The 15066-nt window shown below is 66.1% G+C and carries 8 protein-coding genes and 1 pseudogene; 4 read left to right on the forward strand and 5 right to left on the reverse strand.

The features are described 5' to 3' along the window. Nucleotides 1-40 precede the first annotated feature (40 nt). Nucleotides 41-622, forward strand: a complete 582-nt coding sequence (locus BIZ42_RS02615) for a DUF2939 domain-containing protein (RefSeq protein ID WP_070425467.1) — start codon at nucleotides 41-43, stop codon at nucleotides 620-622. A 74-nt stretch (nucleotides 623-696) separates the two neighbouring features. Here the strand turns inward: BIZ42_RS02615 and BIZ42_RS02620 are convergent, their stop codons facing one another. From BIZ42_RS02620 to BIZ42_RS02630, 3 genes and pseudogenes are all read right to left on the reverse strand, one after another. After that, on the reverse strand, nucleotides 697-1644 hold the full coding sequence (locus BIZ42_RS02620) for a 5'-nucleotidase (RefSeq protein ID WP_026069966.1): 948 nt from the start codon (nucleotides 1642-1644) through the stop codon (nucleotides 697-699). Nucleotides 1645-1723: 79 nt separating this feature from the next. Beyond that, nucleotides 1724-2494 carry an NAD kinase gene (locus tag BIZ42_RS02625; RefSeq protein WP_019184362.1) on the reverse strand — a complete coding sequence of 257 codons (771 nt, stop codon included), beginning with the start codon at nucleotides 2492-2494 and terminating at the stop codon, nucleotides 1724-1726. Between the two features lie 262 nt (nucleotides 2495-2756). Next, nucleotides 2757-7649 (reverse strand): annotated as a pseudogene (locus BIZ42_RS02630) (NAD-glutamate dehydrogenase domain-containing protein); the annotation flags it as partial. A gap of 377 nt (nucleotides 7650-8026) precedes the next feature. Between BIZ42_RS02630 and BIZ42_RS02635 the strand changes: the two are divergent. The 3 genes from BIZ42_RS02635 to BIZ42_RS02645 are packed head-to-tail and all read left to right on the forward strand — an operon-like array spanning nucleotide 8027 to nucleotide 13122. Beyond that, a complete protein-coding gene (locus BIZ42_RS02635) occupies nucleotides 8027-8656 on the forward strand; it encodes a TetR/AcrR family transcriptional regulator (RefSeq protein WP_019184364.1) in 630 nt (209 codons plus the stop codon). Then, nucleotides 8656-9933, forward strand: a complete 1278-nt coding sequence (locus tag BIZ42_RS02640) for an efflux RND transporter periplasmic adaptor subunit (RefSeq protein ID WP_070425469.1) — start codon at nucleotides 8656-8658, stop codon at nucleotides 9931-9933. The genes BIZ42_RS02635 and BIZ42_RS02640 overlap by 1 nt, the downstream gene beginning before the upstream one ends. A 15-nt stretch (nucleotides 9934-9948) precedes the next feature. Then, the gene (locus BIZ42_RS02645; protein ID WP_046274306.1) at nucleotides 9949-13122 is read left to right on the forward strand and encodes a multidrug efflux RND transporter permease subunit; all 3174 of its coding nucleotides are present in this window, start codon (nucleotides 9949-9951) and stop codon (nucleotides 13120-13122) included. Between the two features lie 232 nt (nucleotides 13123-13354). Here the strand turns inward: BIZ42_RS02645 and BIZ42_RS02650 are convergent, their stop codons facing one another. Together BIZ42_RS02650 and BIZ42_RS02655 are read right to left on the reverse strand one after the other, a co-directional pair. After that, on the reverse strand, nucleotides 13355-13648 hold the full coding sequence (locus BIZ42_RS02650; protein ID WP_070425470.1) for a hypothetical protein: 294 nt from the start codon (nucleotides 13646-13648) through the stop codon (nucleotides 13355-13357). Between the two features lie 137 nt (nucleotides 13649-13785). Then, nucleotides 13786-14934: an acyl-CoA dehydrogenase family protein gene (locus tag BIZ42_RS02655; protein WP_070425471.1), complete on the reverse strand. Its 1149-nt coding sequence runs from the start codon at nucleotides 14932-14934 to the stop codon at nucleotides 13786-13788. Nucleotides 14935-15066: the final 132 nt, after the last annotated feature.

Consider the following 15066-nt stretch of genomic DNA (forward strand, 5'->3'; position numbering starts at 1 on the left):
GCTGCGGCAAGCTGGGCACCATGACGACAAGGCAGACCCGATGAAGAAACTGCTCTGGTTGCTGGTCACCATGCTGCTGGTGCTGGCCGGCATTGTGTTCAGCGGGCCCTACGTGACCGTGCACGGCCTCAGCCGCGCGATCGAACAGCGTGATACCGCCAGGCTCGACCGTTACGTGGATTTCCCGATGCTGCGCGCCAACCTGCGCGCCCAGCTCAGCGACTACGTGGTCCGTCGCGCCGGTCCGGACATGCAGTCCAGCCTGTTTGGCGCGTTGCTGCTCTCGGCCGGCGACCGGCTCAGCGCGACCGCCGTGGATGCGCTGGTGACGCCGACCGGCATCGGCGCGCTGCTGGAGGGCCATACCCTGTGGAAGCGGGCCAGCAATGACCTGGACAGCCCGAGCAACGATGCCTACGCGGCGCCACGGCCGGCGCGCCCGCTGAAGGGGGCGACCCACCATTTCGACTCGCTGTCGCGCTTTACCGCCACCACCTACACGCCGCAGGGCGCACCGGTGGTGTTCATCCTGCAGCGTTCGGGCCTGCGCTGGCGGCTGGTGGACATCCGCCTGCCGCTGAATCCTGACACCACCGCCCCGTCGGTCCTGCCGATCCGGTAGGTACCCACCGTTGGTGGGTACATTGGCGCCACCGTTGGTGGATAGCCGGGCCCAACGTGCATCCGGGCGCTGCATCAACCGCCGTTGGCGACCCCGTGCGGCACATGCCCGGCCGCCACGCTCTGGTGCTGCAGCGCGCTGTCGATGTTGTGCTGGGAATCATCGAAGAAGATGTCCGCGCCGAACGCTTCCAGGAACGGCCCCTTGTGGCGGCCGCCAAGGAACAGCGCTTCGTCCAGACGCACGCCCCACTCGCGCAGGGTGCGGATCACGCGCTCGTGCGCCGGCGCCGAGCGCGCCGTCACCAGGGCGGTGCGGATCGGCGCATCCTCGCCTGAGGGAAACACGGCCTGCAGCGTATGCAGGGCCGAGAGGAAATTGCGGAACGGGCCACCACTGAGCGGCTCGCGGGCGTTTTCCCGCTCGTGGCGACCGAACGCTTCCACGCCCTGCTCGCGCGAAATGCGCTCGCTTTCATCGCCGAAGATCACCGCATCGCCATCGAAGGCGATGCGCAGCTGGCCCAGCGGACGGCCCAGATCGACCTGCTCGGCCGCGGCAATCGTCTCGCCCGGCGGCTTGGGCAGGATGGTGGCCGCGGCGATCCCGTGCAGCAATGCGCGGCGCACCGATTCCGGGTTGGCCGACAGGAACAGATCGGTGCCGAACGGCTTCACGTACGGCCAGGTCGGCTCACCTGCGGTGAAGGTCGCGCGGATGATGCCCAGGTCGTAGTGCTGGATCGAATTGAAGATGCGCAGGCCGGTGTCGGCGGAGTTGCGCGAGAGCAGGATCACTTCCACCCGCGGCTGTTCCGGCGACTGGCCCTGGTTGAGCGCCAGCAGCTTGCGCACCACCGGGAAGGCCACGCCGGGGCGCAGCACATCGTCTTCGTGCTTGCGCTGGTACTCGGCATAGGCGTCGACGCCTTCGGCCTCGAACAGCGCATGGCCCTCTTCCAGATCGAACAGGGCCCGCGAGGTCACGGCAACGGTCAGCAAACGGGGGGTGTTGTCGCCCATGGCAATCAGCAATCCAATGCGGCCGCAGCGGCCGGCCATCCATTCTCCCACAGAGCATGGCCGCCACGGCCAAGCGCCCTCAGAACATGAACTGCTCGCTCAGGATCCGGTCTTCCAGATTGTGCTCCGGGTCGAACAGCATGGTGACGCGGCGCTCGCGCGATTCGCGGATGGTGACTTCCACCACATCGCGGGTTTCGTGCGAATCGGCGGTGACGCTGACCGGGCGCTTGTATGGGTCGAGCACGCGGAAACGCACTTCCGTGTCGGCCTTGAGGATCGCACCGCGCCAGCGGCGTGGGCGGTACGGGGCCAGCGGGGTCAGTGCGATGGTGTGCGAGCCCAGCGGCAGGATCGGGCCGTGCGCGGAATAGTTGTAGGCGGTGCTGCCGGCCGGGGTGGCCACCAGCACGCCGTCGCCGATCAGCTCGGCCACGCGTTCCTGGCCATTGAGGTCGATGCCGATGTGCGCGGCCTGGCGGGTCTGGCGCAGCAGCGAGACGTCGTTGTAGGCCAGCGAGCCGGTGGTGGTGCCCGACTCGGTCAGCGCCAGCATCTCCAGCGGGCGCAGGTTGGCCGGCTCGGCCGCAGCCAAGCGTGCCGGCAGGTCGTCATCACGGAACTGGTTCATCAGGAACCCGACCGTGCCCAGCTTCATGCCGAACACCGGTTTGCCCAGCGCGCCATAGCGATGCAGGGTCTGCAGCAGGAAACCATCACCGCCCAGCGGGCACAGCACCTCGGCCTGCTCGGGCGCGAAGTCGCCATAACGCGCCCGCATCTGTGCCAGCGCAAGCTGCGCCGCTTCGGTGGAGCTGGCCAGGAAGGCGATACGGGGGGTGTCGCTCATCGGTGAATCCGGGTGGGGTATGCCGGCAAGAGCATAACCGTTCGTGCCGGTCGCGGGCCTGCACGAACGGAAACGAAAACGGCCCCGCCGAAGCGGAGCCGTGTGTTTCTCATGCAATGCAGTTACCAGACCCCGCCCATCCCTCTGGAGCAGAGCCCCCCTGAGTCAGGGGGGCGCGCCGAAGGCGCGGGGGTCTGGACGCAGGGTTTGCATGGGGCCCACGGTCTGCAGAGCAAACCGTGGGGCGTCAGCGCGAATGCGCTTACGCACCATGCGAAGCCAGCTGGCCCAGGCGCTGCACCGCGACCGAAACGGTCGGGTAGTCCAGGGTCTTCTGCTCGGCCAGTTCGGCCAGCATCGCCAGGGTGAAGCGCAGGCTGCTGTCATCGCGGCCCATCCAGGCGGCGACCTTGGCTTCGGCGCTGCTGCCCTTCATCGACAGGACCTGGGCAGCCAGGTTGCGATGGTGGGCGGCCAGCTCGTCGCGCAGTACGCCACGGGCCACGGCGTGCCAGCGGCCATTGACCTCCAGCGCGTCGATCTGCTCGAACAGCCACGGCAGCTGCAGGGCATCGCCCAGGCGGAAGTGGACCTTGGAGACGTCCACCGGCTTGAGCTTGCGGGTGCGGGCCAGCTCGATGATGTCGAACGCCGGCTCCAGGAACTGCAGTTCCGAGAGCTGCTGCGACAACGCCGGCGGCAGACCCTTGTCCTTCCACTCCTGCACGCTCGCCTCGTAGGCCGGGCGCTGCGAATCCGGCAGCACGCCCGAGGCATCGCGGATGTCGTTGAACGCGGCCTGGTAGCGGTTGACGGCTTCGGTGATGCCCGGCATGGCGCCCGGACGCGACAGCAGCCAACGCACGAACGAGCGCTGCAGCTTCCAGATCACTTCCAGTGCGTCGATCTGCACCGACTCCGGCAGCGTGCCGTCGAGGGCGTCGATCTGTGCCCACAGGGCGCGCGCGTCCAGCGTTTCACGGCTGATCGTGTACGCCTTGGCGACCTCGGCCACGGTGCGGCCGGTGTCTTCCTGCATACGCATCAGGAAGGTGGCGCCCATGCGGTTGATGGTCTGGTTGGTCACGGCCGTGGCGATGATTTCGCGCTTCAGGCGGTGACGCTCCATCGCGTCGGCGTACTTCTTCTGCAGGGGCGTGGGGAAGTAACGCTGCAGTTCCTTGGACAGGTACGGGTCTTCCGGGATGTCCGACTCGAGCAGCTGCTGGAAGGCCACCAGCTTGGAGTAGGACAACAGCACCGACAGCTCCGGACGGGTCAGGCCCTGGCCACGCGCCTTGCGCGCGGACAGCTCCGCATCCGAGGGCAGGTACTCGATCTGGCGATCCAGCAGCCCCTGCTGTTCCAGCGTGCGGATGAAGTGCTGCTTGGAGCCCAGGCGCTTGACCGCCATGCGTTCCATCAGGCTCAGCGCCTGGTTCTGACGGTAGTTGTCCATCAGCACCAGCGCGGCCACTTCGTCGGTCATCGAGGCCAGCAGCTTGTTGCGCTGCTCGACGGTCAACTTCTTGGCCCGCACCACATCATTGAGCAGGATCTTGATGTTGACTTCGTGGTCGGAGGTGTCCACACCGGCCGAGTTGTCGATGAAGTCGGTGTTGAGCAGCACGCCGGCCTGGGCAGCTTCGATACGGCCCAGCTGGGTCATGCCCAGGTTGCCGCCCTCGCCCACCACCTTGCAGCGCAGCTCGCCGCCATTGACGCGCAGCGCGTTGTTGGCGCGGTCGCCGACATCGCTGTGCTGCTCGCTGGCCGCCTTGACGTAGGTACCGATGCCGCCGTTCCACAGCAGATCGACCGGTGCCTTCAGGATCGCGCTCATCAGATCGTTCGGGGCCATCGACTTGATGCCCTCGTCCAGGCCCAGCACGTCACGGACCTGCGGGGTGATCTCGATCGACTTCAGCGTACGCGGGTACACGCCGCCGCCCTTGCTGATCAGCTTGGCATCGTAATCGGCCCAGCTGGAACGCGGCACGGTGAACAGACGCTCGCGCTCGACGAAGGTCGTGGCCGCATCCGGGTTCGGGTCCAGGAAGATGTGGCGGTGATCGAACGCGGCGACCAGGCGGATGTGGCGCGACAGCAGCATGCCGTTGCCGAACACGTCGCCGGACATGTCGCCCACGCCGACCGCGGTGAAGTCCTGGCTCTGGCTGTCACGGCCCAGCGCACGGAAGTGGCGCTTGACCGACTCCCACGCACCGCGCGCGGTGATGCCCATGCCCTTGTGGTCGTAACCGACCGAGCCACCGGAGGCGAAGGCATCGCCCATCCAGAAGCCGTGCGCCACGGCCAGGCCGTTGGCGATGTCGGAGAAGGTCGCAGTGCCCTTGTCGGCGGCCACCACCAGGTACGGGTCGTCCATGTCATGGCGCACGACATCCACCGGCGGCACGATCTTGTTGTTGACGATGTTGTCGGTGATGTCCAGCAGGCCCTGGATGAACAGCTTGTAGCAGGCCACGCCGTTGGCGAAGATCGCATCGCGGTCGCCGTTCACCGGCGGGGTCTTGGCGAAGAAGCCACCCTTCGCACCGACCGGCACGATCACGGTGTTCTTGACCATCTGCGCCTTGACCAGGCCCAGCACCTCGGTACGGAAGTCTTCGCGACGGTCCGACCAGCGCAGGCCACCACGGGCCACCGCGCCGAAGCGCAGGTGGGTACCTTCCACGCGCGGGCCGTACACGAAGATTTCGCGGTACGGGCGCGGCTTGGGCAGGTCCGGCACCAGCGCCGAATCGAACTTGAAGCTGATGACGTGGCCCGGGCGGCCCTCGGCATCGGTCTGGTAGTAGCTGGTGCGCAGGGTCGCATCGATCACGCCCATGAAGCTGCGCAGGATGCGGTCTTCATCCAGGCTGGAGACGCGGTCCATCAGCTTCAGCAGCGCATCGCGCGCGGCATCCATCTGCACGGTGCGGTCGCCCTTGCGTGCATCGACCACGGTCTTGAGCACTTTCAGGGTGGCTTCGTCACCACCGGCAAGCACGGTCAGGTGTGCGCGCAGCTGGGCCTGGCCCTCGGCGATCGCATCCTTGCTCTCGTTGCCGGTGGCCGGGTCGAAGCGGGCTTCGAACAGCTCCACCAGCAGGCGGGCCAGCAGCGGGTAACGGGTGAAGGTGCCTTCCACGTAGGCCTGCGAGAACGGCACGCCGGTCTGCAGCAGGTACTTGCAGTAGCCGCGCAGCATCGCCACCTGGCGCCAGTGCAGGCCGGCAGCGAGCACGAGGCGGTTGAAGCCGTCGTTCTCGGCATCGCCATGCCACACGCGGGCGAAGGTCTCGCCGAAGGCTTCATCGACGCTCGGTGCATCGATCGCACCGGCCACCGATTCGACTTCGAAGTCCTGCACGTACACCGGCGCGTTGTCGACCGTCAGGCGGTACGGACGCTCGGCAATCACGCGCAGGCCCATGTTTTCCATCATCGGCAGCGCGTCGGACAGCGGGATGTCATCCAGCTGGCGATACAGCTTCAGGCGCAGGCCTTCACCGCCTTCGCGCTGCACGGCCTGCAGGCTCAGGCGCAGATCGTCCGGGCCGGTCAGCGCATCCAGCTGGCTGACGTCGTTGGCGGCGATCTCGGTGCTGGAGTCTTCGATGTAACCGGCCGGCAGCGCCTTGCCGATACGCGCGGCGATGCGCAGGCCTTCGCTTTCACCATGACGGGCGACCAGCGCTTCGCGCAGATCGTCCTGCCAGTTGCGCAGCACCTGGGCAAGCTTCTGCTCCAGTTCGCTGGTGTCCACTTCCAGGGTCTGGCCAGCCTTCGGGCGCACGATCAGATGCACCTGGGCCAGCGGCGATTCGCCGAGCACCACGGAGCTGTCCACATACTCACCCTGCAGGGCGTCCTTGAGCATGGCTTCGATGCGCAGGCGCACATCGGTGTTGAAGCGTTCGCGCGGCAGGTACACCAGCGCGGAGATGAAACGGCTGTACTTGTCACGGCGCAGGAACAGGCGGCTGCGCACGCGCTCCTGCAGGCCCAGCACGCCCATGGCGGTGCGGAACAGTTCGTCCTCGCTGGACTGGAACAGTTCTTCGCGCGGCAGGGTTTCCAGGATGTGGCGCAGGGCCTTGCCGCTGTGGCTGCTCGGCGCCAGGCCGGACTTGCTCATCACGTATTCGTGGCGCTGGCGCACCAGCGGGATTTCCCACGGGCGGCGGTTGTACGCGCTGGAGGTGAACAGGCCCAGGAAGCGCTGCTCGCCGATGATCTTGCCCTTGGCGTCGAACTCCAGCACGCCGATGTAATCCATGTAACCGGAGCGATGCACGCGCGAACGGGCATTGGTCTTGGTCAGGATCAGTGCGTCCTTCAAACCGGAGGTGGCATTGAGGCCCTGCGCGGCCAGGGTCTTGACCGGGCGCGCGGCGGACTTGTCCTGCCCGCGCATCAGGCCCAGGCCGGTGTCGTTCAATGGCGCCAGCACATCTTCCTTGCCCTGCTTCTCGACGCGGTACTCGCGGTAACCGAAGAAGGTGAAGTGATTGTCGGCGGCCCAGCGCAGGAATTCCTGTGCTTCGGCGCGCGAGGCGGCATCGACCGGCAGCTGGCGGCTGCCGAGATCGTCGGCCAGGCTCTGCGCCTTGGCACGCATCGCGTCCCAATCGCGGACGATGGCACGCACCTCGTCCAGCGCCTTGATGATCGCCTTCTCGACGTCGGCCATGGCTTCGGCCGGCTGACGGTCGATTTCCAGCAGCATCACCGATTCGGCGGTGCCGTCGCTGACCGTGGTCAGCTTGCCGGCCTTGTCACGCGCGAAGCGGATCACCGGGTGACCCAGCACGTGCACGCCAACGCCGTGTTCGGCCAGCGACATCGTGACGGTGTCGACCAGGAACGGCATGTCGTCATTGACGATCTGCAGCACCGTATGCGGCGACTCCCACCCGTTGCCCTTCAGCGTCGGGTTGAACACGCGGACGTTGGCCTTGCCGGGCTTGCGCACACGCGCGAATTCCAGCGTGTCCGCTGCCAGTGCGGCCCACTCCTCGGCGCTGTGGTGCGGGAACTCGTCCGCCTCCATGCGCTTGTAGAAGTCGGCGGCAAAAGCCACTGCCTCGGCCTGCCCGGCCGACGGGTAGCGCTTGCGCAAGGCCGTGTACACCGGCTCCAGCGAGAAGCCCACTGGCGAAACAGTCTGCGTATCGGCTGGTTTGGATTTGTTTTTCACGGTCTTGGCTGCTGGTTTTTGCGGTTTCATGACGGAGCGGTGCGTGTTGCTCAGTTGGGAAAATGAAATTGTAGGCCTACCGCACAGAAATACCTTGCTGCAGGACGGAATAAGGTGATTCGGGTTGGGTCCCGTTTACATCGGCGATGTCAATTCGGCGACGTACGGATCAGCGCATCGGCGCTTCCTCCGTCGCAGCATCGGCCGCTTCGGTTGCAACTTGACGTTGGTCATCAAAACGCACCGAAAGACAAGGCTTCTACAATTCTGAACTGGACGGTATAGTCCACCGCGTGACTCCCCCACACCCCGCCGCCAGCACGATGGACGCGCGCGATCATCGCGTGTTCGATGCCGTGCGCGAGTTGCTGGCCAGCCAGGGGATGCAGCTGAGCATGGACGCGGTGGCCCAGCACGCCGGCTGCTCCAAGCAGACCCTCTACAGCCGCTATGGAAGCAAGCAGGAACTCCTGCGCCGGGTGATGCAGCGGCATGTGTGCCGCGCGACCGCCGGGCTGCGCTCACTGGATGGTGATGACCTGCGTGGCAGCCTGCTGCAGTTCGCCAACGATTACCTGGATCACTTCAATCAGCCCCACGTGGTCCAGGCCCGGAGGCTGATCGCAACAGAATCCAGCCAGTTCCCCCAGGAAGCCCGCACCCTTTACCAGGACGGCGCCGGGGCACTGGCACTTCATGTTTCTGAATGGATGGCAACCCGGTCCGCGCAAGGCCAATTGAGGCATGACGACCCGCACTTCATGGCTGAACTGCTATTGAGCATGATCGCCGGCTTGGATTTCGAAAAACAGCGCTTCCACATCCCCCATCGCGCTGACGCCACCGTGCGGCGCCGCTGGGCAGAATTCTCCGTCGACAGCTTCCTGCGCGCGTTCGCTGCGCCCGAAGCCGCCACGGCTTCGCATTCAAACCAACACCGGAGCTTCTCCTGATGATCGCCCCACTCCGCACCCTTGCCCTGACGTGCGCAGTCGCCCTTGCGTTGACCGCCTGCAAGAAGGAAGAGCAGCAGGCCCCGCCGCCGCCGGAAGTGGGCGTGATCGAGGCCAAGCCCCAGACCCTGCCCCTGCAGCGTGAGCTGGTCGGCCGTCTGTCGCCGTACCGCAGTGCCGATGTCCGGGCCCGTGTGCCGGGCGTGCTGCTCAAGCGCGTCTACCAGGAAGGCTCGGATGTGAAGGAAGGCCAGGTGCTGTTCCTGATCGATCCGGCACCGCTGCGCGCTGCGCTCAACGCCGCGCAGGCCGAGCTGACCTCGGCCCAGGCCACCGCCGCGAACGCCAAGGCCGCGGCCAACCGCGCCCGCTCGCTGGCCCCGCAGGCCTATGTCTCCAAGTCCGATCTGGACGCGGCCGAAGCGACCGAGCGTACCGCCGCCGCGGCGGTGCAGCAGGCCCAGGCCTCGCTGGCCAGCGCGAAGATCAACCTCGGCTATGCCGAAGTGCGTTCGCCGATCAGCGGCCGCGCCGGCAAGCAGCAGGTCACCGAAGGCGCACTGGTCGGCCAGGGCGATGTCACCCTGCTGACCACCGTGGACCAGCTCGACCCGCTGTACGTGAACTTCTCCATGAGCGTGGATGAGCTGACCCAGATGCGCGCGGCCCAGGCCAAGGGCGCATTGGCCCTGAGCGGGGACGGCAAGTCCACCGTGCAGGTGAAGCTGGCCGACGGCACTGTCTACGACCAGCCGGGCACGCTGGACTTCTCCTCGACCACGGTCGACCCGGCCACCGGCGCGGTCTCGCTGCGCGCGGTGCTGCCCAACCCGCAGCAGATCCTGCTGCCGGGCGCCTTCGTCAGCTTCCAGGCGACCCTGGGTGAGCGCAACAACGCCTACCTGGTGCCGCTGCAGGCGCTGCAGCGCGACACCACCGGCGGCTACGTGCTGGTGGTCGGCAAGGATGGCAAGGTCATCCGCAAGAACGTGAAGAGCGAAGGCCAGCAGGGCAGCAACTGGCTGGTCAGCGGTGGCCTGGATGCCGGCGACCAGGTGATCGTGGCCGGCGTGCAGAAGGTCAAGGAAGGCGCCCCGGCCAAGGCCGCCCCGTGGAACCCGGCCGCCGGCAACGGCAGTGGCCAGGCTCCGGCGGGTGCTGCTCCGGCAGGCGCCGCTCCGGCCGATGCCGCCCAGCCTGACGCCGCTGCCGCCCCGGCCGATGCCGCCGCCACGAAGTCCGACGCCGCTCCGGCTGCCGAACCGAACAAGCAATAACGGGAATCCTCCGTCATGCCTAAATTTTTCATTGAACACCCGGTATTCGCCTGGGTGGTCGCGATCCTGATCTCGCTTGCGGGCGTGATCTCGATCCTGGGTCTGGGCGTGGAGTCCTACCCGAGCATCGCACCGCCCCAGGTGACGGTGAGCGCCACCTACCCCGGCGCCAGCGCCGACACCGCCGAAAAATCGGTCACCCAGGTGATCGAGCAGCAGCTGACCGGCATCGATCACCTGCTGTACTTCAGCTCCTCCTCGGCCTCCAACGGCCGCGTCACCATCACCTTGACCTTCGAGACCGGCACCGATGCCGATATCGCCCAGGTCCAGGTGCAGAACAAGGTCTCGCTGGCGACCCCTCGCCTGCCGACCGAGGTGACCCAGCAGGGCGTGGTGGTGGCCAAGGCCAACGCCGGCTTCCTGATGGTGGTGGCCCTGCAGTCCGACAGCGCCTCGATCGACCGCGATGCCTTGAACGACATCGTCGGCTCGCGCGTGCTCGACCAGATCTCGCGTATTCCCGGCGTGGGCAGCACCCAGCAGTTCGGTTCCGAGTACGCCATGAACATCTGGCTCAACCCGGAAAAGATGCAGGGTTACGGCCTGTCGGCCACCCAGGTGCTGGCCGCGATCAAGGACCAGAACGTGCAGTTCGCAGCCGGCTCGCTGGGCTCGGATCCCTCGCCTGAAGGCCACTACTTCACCGCGACGGTCTCGGCCGAAGGCCGCTTCAGCTCGCCGGAAGAGTTCGAGAACATCATCCTGCGCGCCAACACCGATGGCTCGCGCGTGCTGCTCAAGGACATCGCCCGGATCGCCTTCGGTGCGAACAACTACGGCTTTGATACCCAGTACAACGGCAAGCCGACCGGTGCCTTCGCGATCCAGCTGCTGCCGGGCGCCAACGCACTGAACGTGGCCAACGCGGTCACCGCCAAGATGGACGAACTGGCCCCGAGCTTCCCGGCCGGTGTGAGCTGGTTCTCGCCGTACGACAGCACCACCTTCGTGAAGATCTCGATCGAGGAAGTGGTCAAGACCCTGATCGAAGCGGTCGCGCTGGTCTTCCTGGTGATGCTGATCTTCCTGCAGAACTTCCGCGCCACGCTGATCCCGACCCTGGTCATCCCGGTCGCGCTGCTGGGCACGTTCCTGGGCATGAGCATCATCGGCTTCACCATCAACCAGCTGACGCTGTTTGCGATGGTGCTGGCGATCGGCATCGTGGTCGATGACGCGATCGTGGTGATCGAGAACGTCGAACGCATCATGACCGAGGAGAAGCTGCCGCCCAAGGCCGCCACCCAGAAGGCCATGACCCAGATCACCGGTGCGGTGGTCGCCATTACCGTGGTGCTGGCGGCGGTGTTCATTCCGTCAGCCCTGCAGGGCGGCGCCGCCGGTGAGATCTACAAGCAGTTCGCGCTGACGATCGCCATCGCGATGGCCTTCTCGGCGTTCCTGGCGCTGGGCTTCACCCCGGCGCTGTGCGCGACGTTCCTCAAGCCGACGCACAACGACAACCCGAACATCGTCTACCGCACCTTCAACAAGTACTACGACAAGGTCAGCAACACCTACGTGGGCCACATCACCTCGGCGGTGAAGCATGCCCCGCGCTGGATGATTCTGTTCGTGGTGTTGACCGTGCTGTGCGGCTTCCTGTTCACGCGCATGCCGGGCAGCTTCCTGCCCGAAGAAGACCAGGGCTATGCGCTGGCGATCGTGCAGCTGCCGCCGGGCTCGACCAAGTCGCAGACCAACCACGCCTTCGCCCAGATGCGCGGCATCCTGGAAAAGCAGGATGGCTTCGAAGGCATGCTGCAGGTGGCCGGTTTCAGCTTCGTCGGTTCCGGTGAAAACGTGGGCATGGGCTTCATCCGCCTCAAGCCCTGGGCGGACCGCGACATCACCGTGCCCGAGTTCATCAACAACATGAACGGCGCGTTCTTCGGCATCAAGGAAGCGCAGATCTTCGTGGTCAACCTGCCGACCGTGCAGGGCCTGGGCCAGTTCGGCGGCTTCGACATGTGGCTGCAGGACCGTGGCGGCGTGGGTTATGAGCAGTTGACGCAGGCCCGCAACATCCTGCTCGGCAAGGCGGCGCAGGAAAGCGACCTGCTGACCGGCGTGCGCCCGAACGGCCTGGAAAACGCCCCGCAGCTGCAGTTGCACGTGGACCGCGTGCAGGCGCAGACCATGGGGCTGTCGGTGTCGGACGTGTACAGCACCATCCAGCTGATGCTCGCCCCGGTGTACGTCAACGACTTCTTCTATGAAGGCCGCATCAAGCGCGTGACCCTGCAGGCCGATGGTCCGTACCGCACCGGTGCGGAGTCGTTGAACAGCTTCTACACGCCCAGCACGCTGCAGACCAACGCCGACGGTACGCAAGCGATGATTCCGCTGAGCACCGTGGTGAAGTCCGAGTGGGTGTCCGCCCCGCCGTCGCTGAGCCGCTACAACGGTTACTCGGCGGTCAACATCGTCGGTTCGCAGGCGGAAGGCCGCAGCTCGGGCGAGGCGATGCAGGCGATGGAACGGATCGTCAACGACGACCTGCCGGCCGGCTTCGGTTACGACTGGTCGGGCATGTCCTACCAGGAAATCCTGGCCGGCAACGCCGCGACGCTGCTGCTGGTGCTGTCCATCGTGGTGGTGTTCCTCTGCCTGGCCGCGCTGTATGAAAGCTGGTCGATCCCGGTGGCGGTGCTGCTGGTGGTGCCGCTGGGTGTCCTGGGCGCGCTGGCCTTCTCGCTCGCGCGTGGCCTGCCGAATGATCTGTACTTCAAGATCGGCCTGATCACCGTGATCGGCCTGGCCGCGAAGAACGCGATCCTGATCGTGGAGTTCGCGGTGGAACAGCGGGCCGCAGGCAAGAACCTGCGCGAGGCGACCATCGAAGCCTCCCGCCTGCGTTTCCGCCCGATCCTGATGACCTCCTTCGCCTTCATCATGGGCGTGGTGCCGATGGCCATCTCCACCGGTGCCGGCGCCAACGCACGTCACGCGATCGGTACCGGCGTGATCGGCGGCATGGTGTTCGCCACCTTCCTGGGTCTGCTGATGATCCCGGTGTTCTTCGTGGTGGTCCGCCGCATGCTGGGCGACAAGCTGGACGAACCGTCCAAGGAGTTCCTGGAACGCCAGGGCGAAGCCAATACGGCGCACCGTCCGGATCGTTAAGGGACAGGGGCAGCCACGGTTGCCCCACCGCAGGTGACCACCGTGGGTGGTCACGCTGACACGAAAAAGCCCCGGCGCGAGCCGGGGCTTTTTCGTGTGTGATGCATGACCGGTCACACCATGTGTGGCTGACCGGAAGCGACCCCGGTAGTGCCGGCCGCTGGCCGGCTCCTCCGGTTGCCCGGGAAGGGCCGCCTGGTTGCCGGCCAGCGGCCGGCACTACCTGGCGCTCTCAGCGCAGCAGCGCCACCGCCGCGCAGACGATCACGATGGCCAACGACGGCCATTGCATCGGCAGGTAGAAGAAATGATGGCGGGCATGCTCGCCCGCCGCGCGCGGGCCGCGATTGAGCACCAGGCCCAGCACCACATTGATTGCCGCGCCGATCCCGAATCCGATCAACAGCTGCGCCAGCGAGGTGTTGCCTTTGGCAACGCTCGGATCCGGCCACAGCCACATCAACAGCAGCAGGGCCGCGATGGGCGTGAGCAGCGTCAGGAACCCTGCGCCTCGATAGATCACCATGGAATCTCCTGCAGAACGGAACCGCATATTCTGCACTACCGCGCGTGCCGACCAACGGTCGGCACCTGCCCGGCTGGCGGCCGCGAGGCCACGGCCGCCGCCAGCGGGCCACGACCGTGGGTCGTGGCCGTCGAACCTCAGCGCAATCCCGTCTCGTTGCGCGCGATCACCAACCGCTGGATCTCCGAGGTGCCCTCGTAGATCTCGGTGATCTTGGCATCACGGAAGTAACGCTCCAGCGGCATTTCCTTGGAGTAGCCCATGCCGCCGTGGATCTGCACCGCCTGGTGGGTGATCCACATGGCCGCTTCGGAGGCGGTCAGCTTGGCGATCGCCGCTTCATTGCTGAAACGCTTGCCCTGGCCCTTCACCCATGCCGCGCGCAGGGTCAGCAGCAGGGCTGCGTCCAGCTTGCATTTCATGTCGGCGATCTTGGCCTGGGTCATCTGGAAGGTGCCGATCGCCGCGCCGAAGGCCTTGCGGTCCTTCACGTATTCGATCGTCGCTTCATACGCGGCGCGCGCAATGCCGATCGCCTGCGAGGCGATGCCGATACGGCCGGCGTCGAGCACCCCCATTGCGATCTTGAAGCCCTCGCCTTCCTTGCCGACGACATCCTCGGCGGCCGCCACGTAATCCTGGAACTCGATTTCGCAGGTGGCCGAGGCACGGATGCCCAGCTTCGGCTCGGTCTTGCCGCGGTGGAAGCCGGCCTTGTCGGTGTCGATCATGAACGCGGTGATGCCGCGCGCGCCCTGGTCCGGATCGGTCATCGCAAACAGCACGATGTACTTGGCGACCGGGCCGGAGGTGATCCAGCTTTTCTTGCCGTTGATCACGTAAGTGCCGTCGGCCTGCTTGACCGCCCGGCAGCGCATCGCCGTCGCATCCGACCCGGACTGCGGCTCGGTCAGCGCGAACGCGCCGATGGCCTCGCCCTCGGCGATGGCGCGCACGTACTTCTGCTTCTGCGCTTCACTGCCATGGGTCAGGATGCCGTTGCAGAACAGCGAATTGTTGACCGACATGATCGTCGAATGCGCAGCGTCTCCGGCGGCGACCTCCACCATCGCCAGGACGTAGGCGATCGGGTCCATGCCCGCACCGCCGTATTCTTCAGGCACTTCGATGCCCATCAGACCGTTCTCGCCCAGCAGGCGGATGTTCTCCAGCGGGAACTCGCCGGTACGATCGTGGTGTTCGGCGCTGGGCGCGATTTTTTCCTGCGCGATACGGCGCGCAACGTCCTGCAGCATCAACTGCTCTTCGGTAAAGCTGAAATCCACAACACCCTCCCGGGTACAGAGTGAAAGGGGCCGCAGTGCGCGCGGCCCGGTCGGGCGATTGTACCGGGGGGCGGGGAGAGGACGCCTGACTTGACCGCACCGCCGCCAAAGGACGAAAATATCTCTATATCG

Origin of the sequence: Stenotrophomonas sp. LM091, assembly GCF_001806305.1 — a bacterium.
Taxonomy (GTDB): Bacteria; Pseudomonadota; Gammaproteobacteria; order Xanthomonadales; family Xanthomonadaceae; genus Stenotrophomonas; species Stenotrophomonas bentonitica_A.

Coding starts and splice junctions, on each gene's coding strand:
- BIZ42_RS02645 (WP_046274306.1), top strand. CDS start 9,949: ATGCCTAAATTTTTCATTGAACACCCGGTATTCGCCTGGGTGGTCGCG.
- BIZ42_RS02650 (WP_070425470.1), bottom strand. CDS start 13,648: ATGGTGATCTATCGAGGCGCAGGGTTCCTGACGCTGCTCACGCCCATC.
- BIZ42_RS02625 (WP_019184362.1), bottom strand. CDS start 2,494: ATGAGCGACACCCCCCGTATCGCCTTCCTGGCCAGCTCCACCGAAGCG.
- BIZ42_RS02615 (WP_070425467.1), top strand. CDS start 41: ATGAAGAAACTGCTCTGGTTGCTGGTCACCATGCTGCTGGTGCTGGCC.
- BIZ42_RS02635 (WP_019184364.1), top strand. CDS start 8,027: ATGGACGCGCGCGATCATCGCGTGTTCGATGCCGTGCGCGAGTTGCTG.
- BIZ42_RS02640 (WP_070425469.1), top strand. CDS start 8,656: ATGATCGCCCCACTCCGCACCCTTGCCCTGACGTGCGCAGTCGCCCTT.
- BIZ42_RS02620 (WP_026069966.1), bottom strand. CDS start 1,644: ATGGGCGACAACACCCCCCGTTTGCTGACCGTTGCCGTGACCTCGCGG.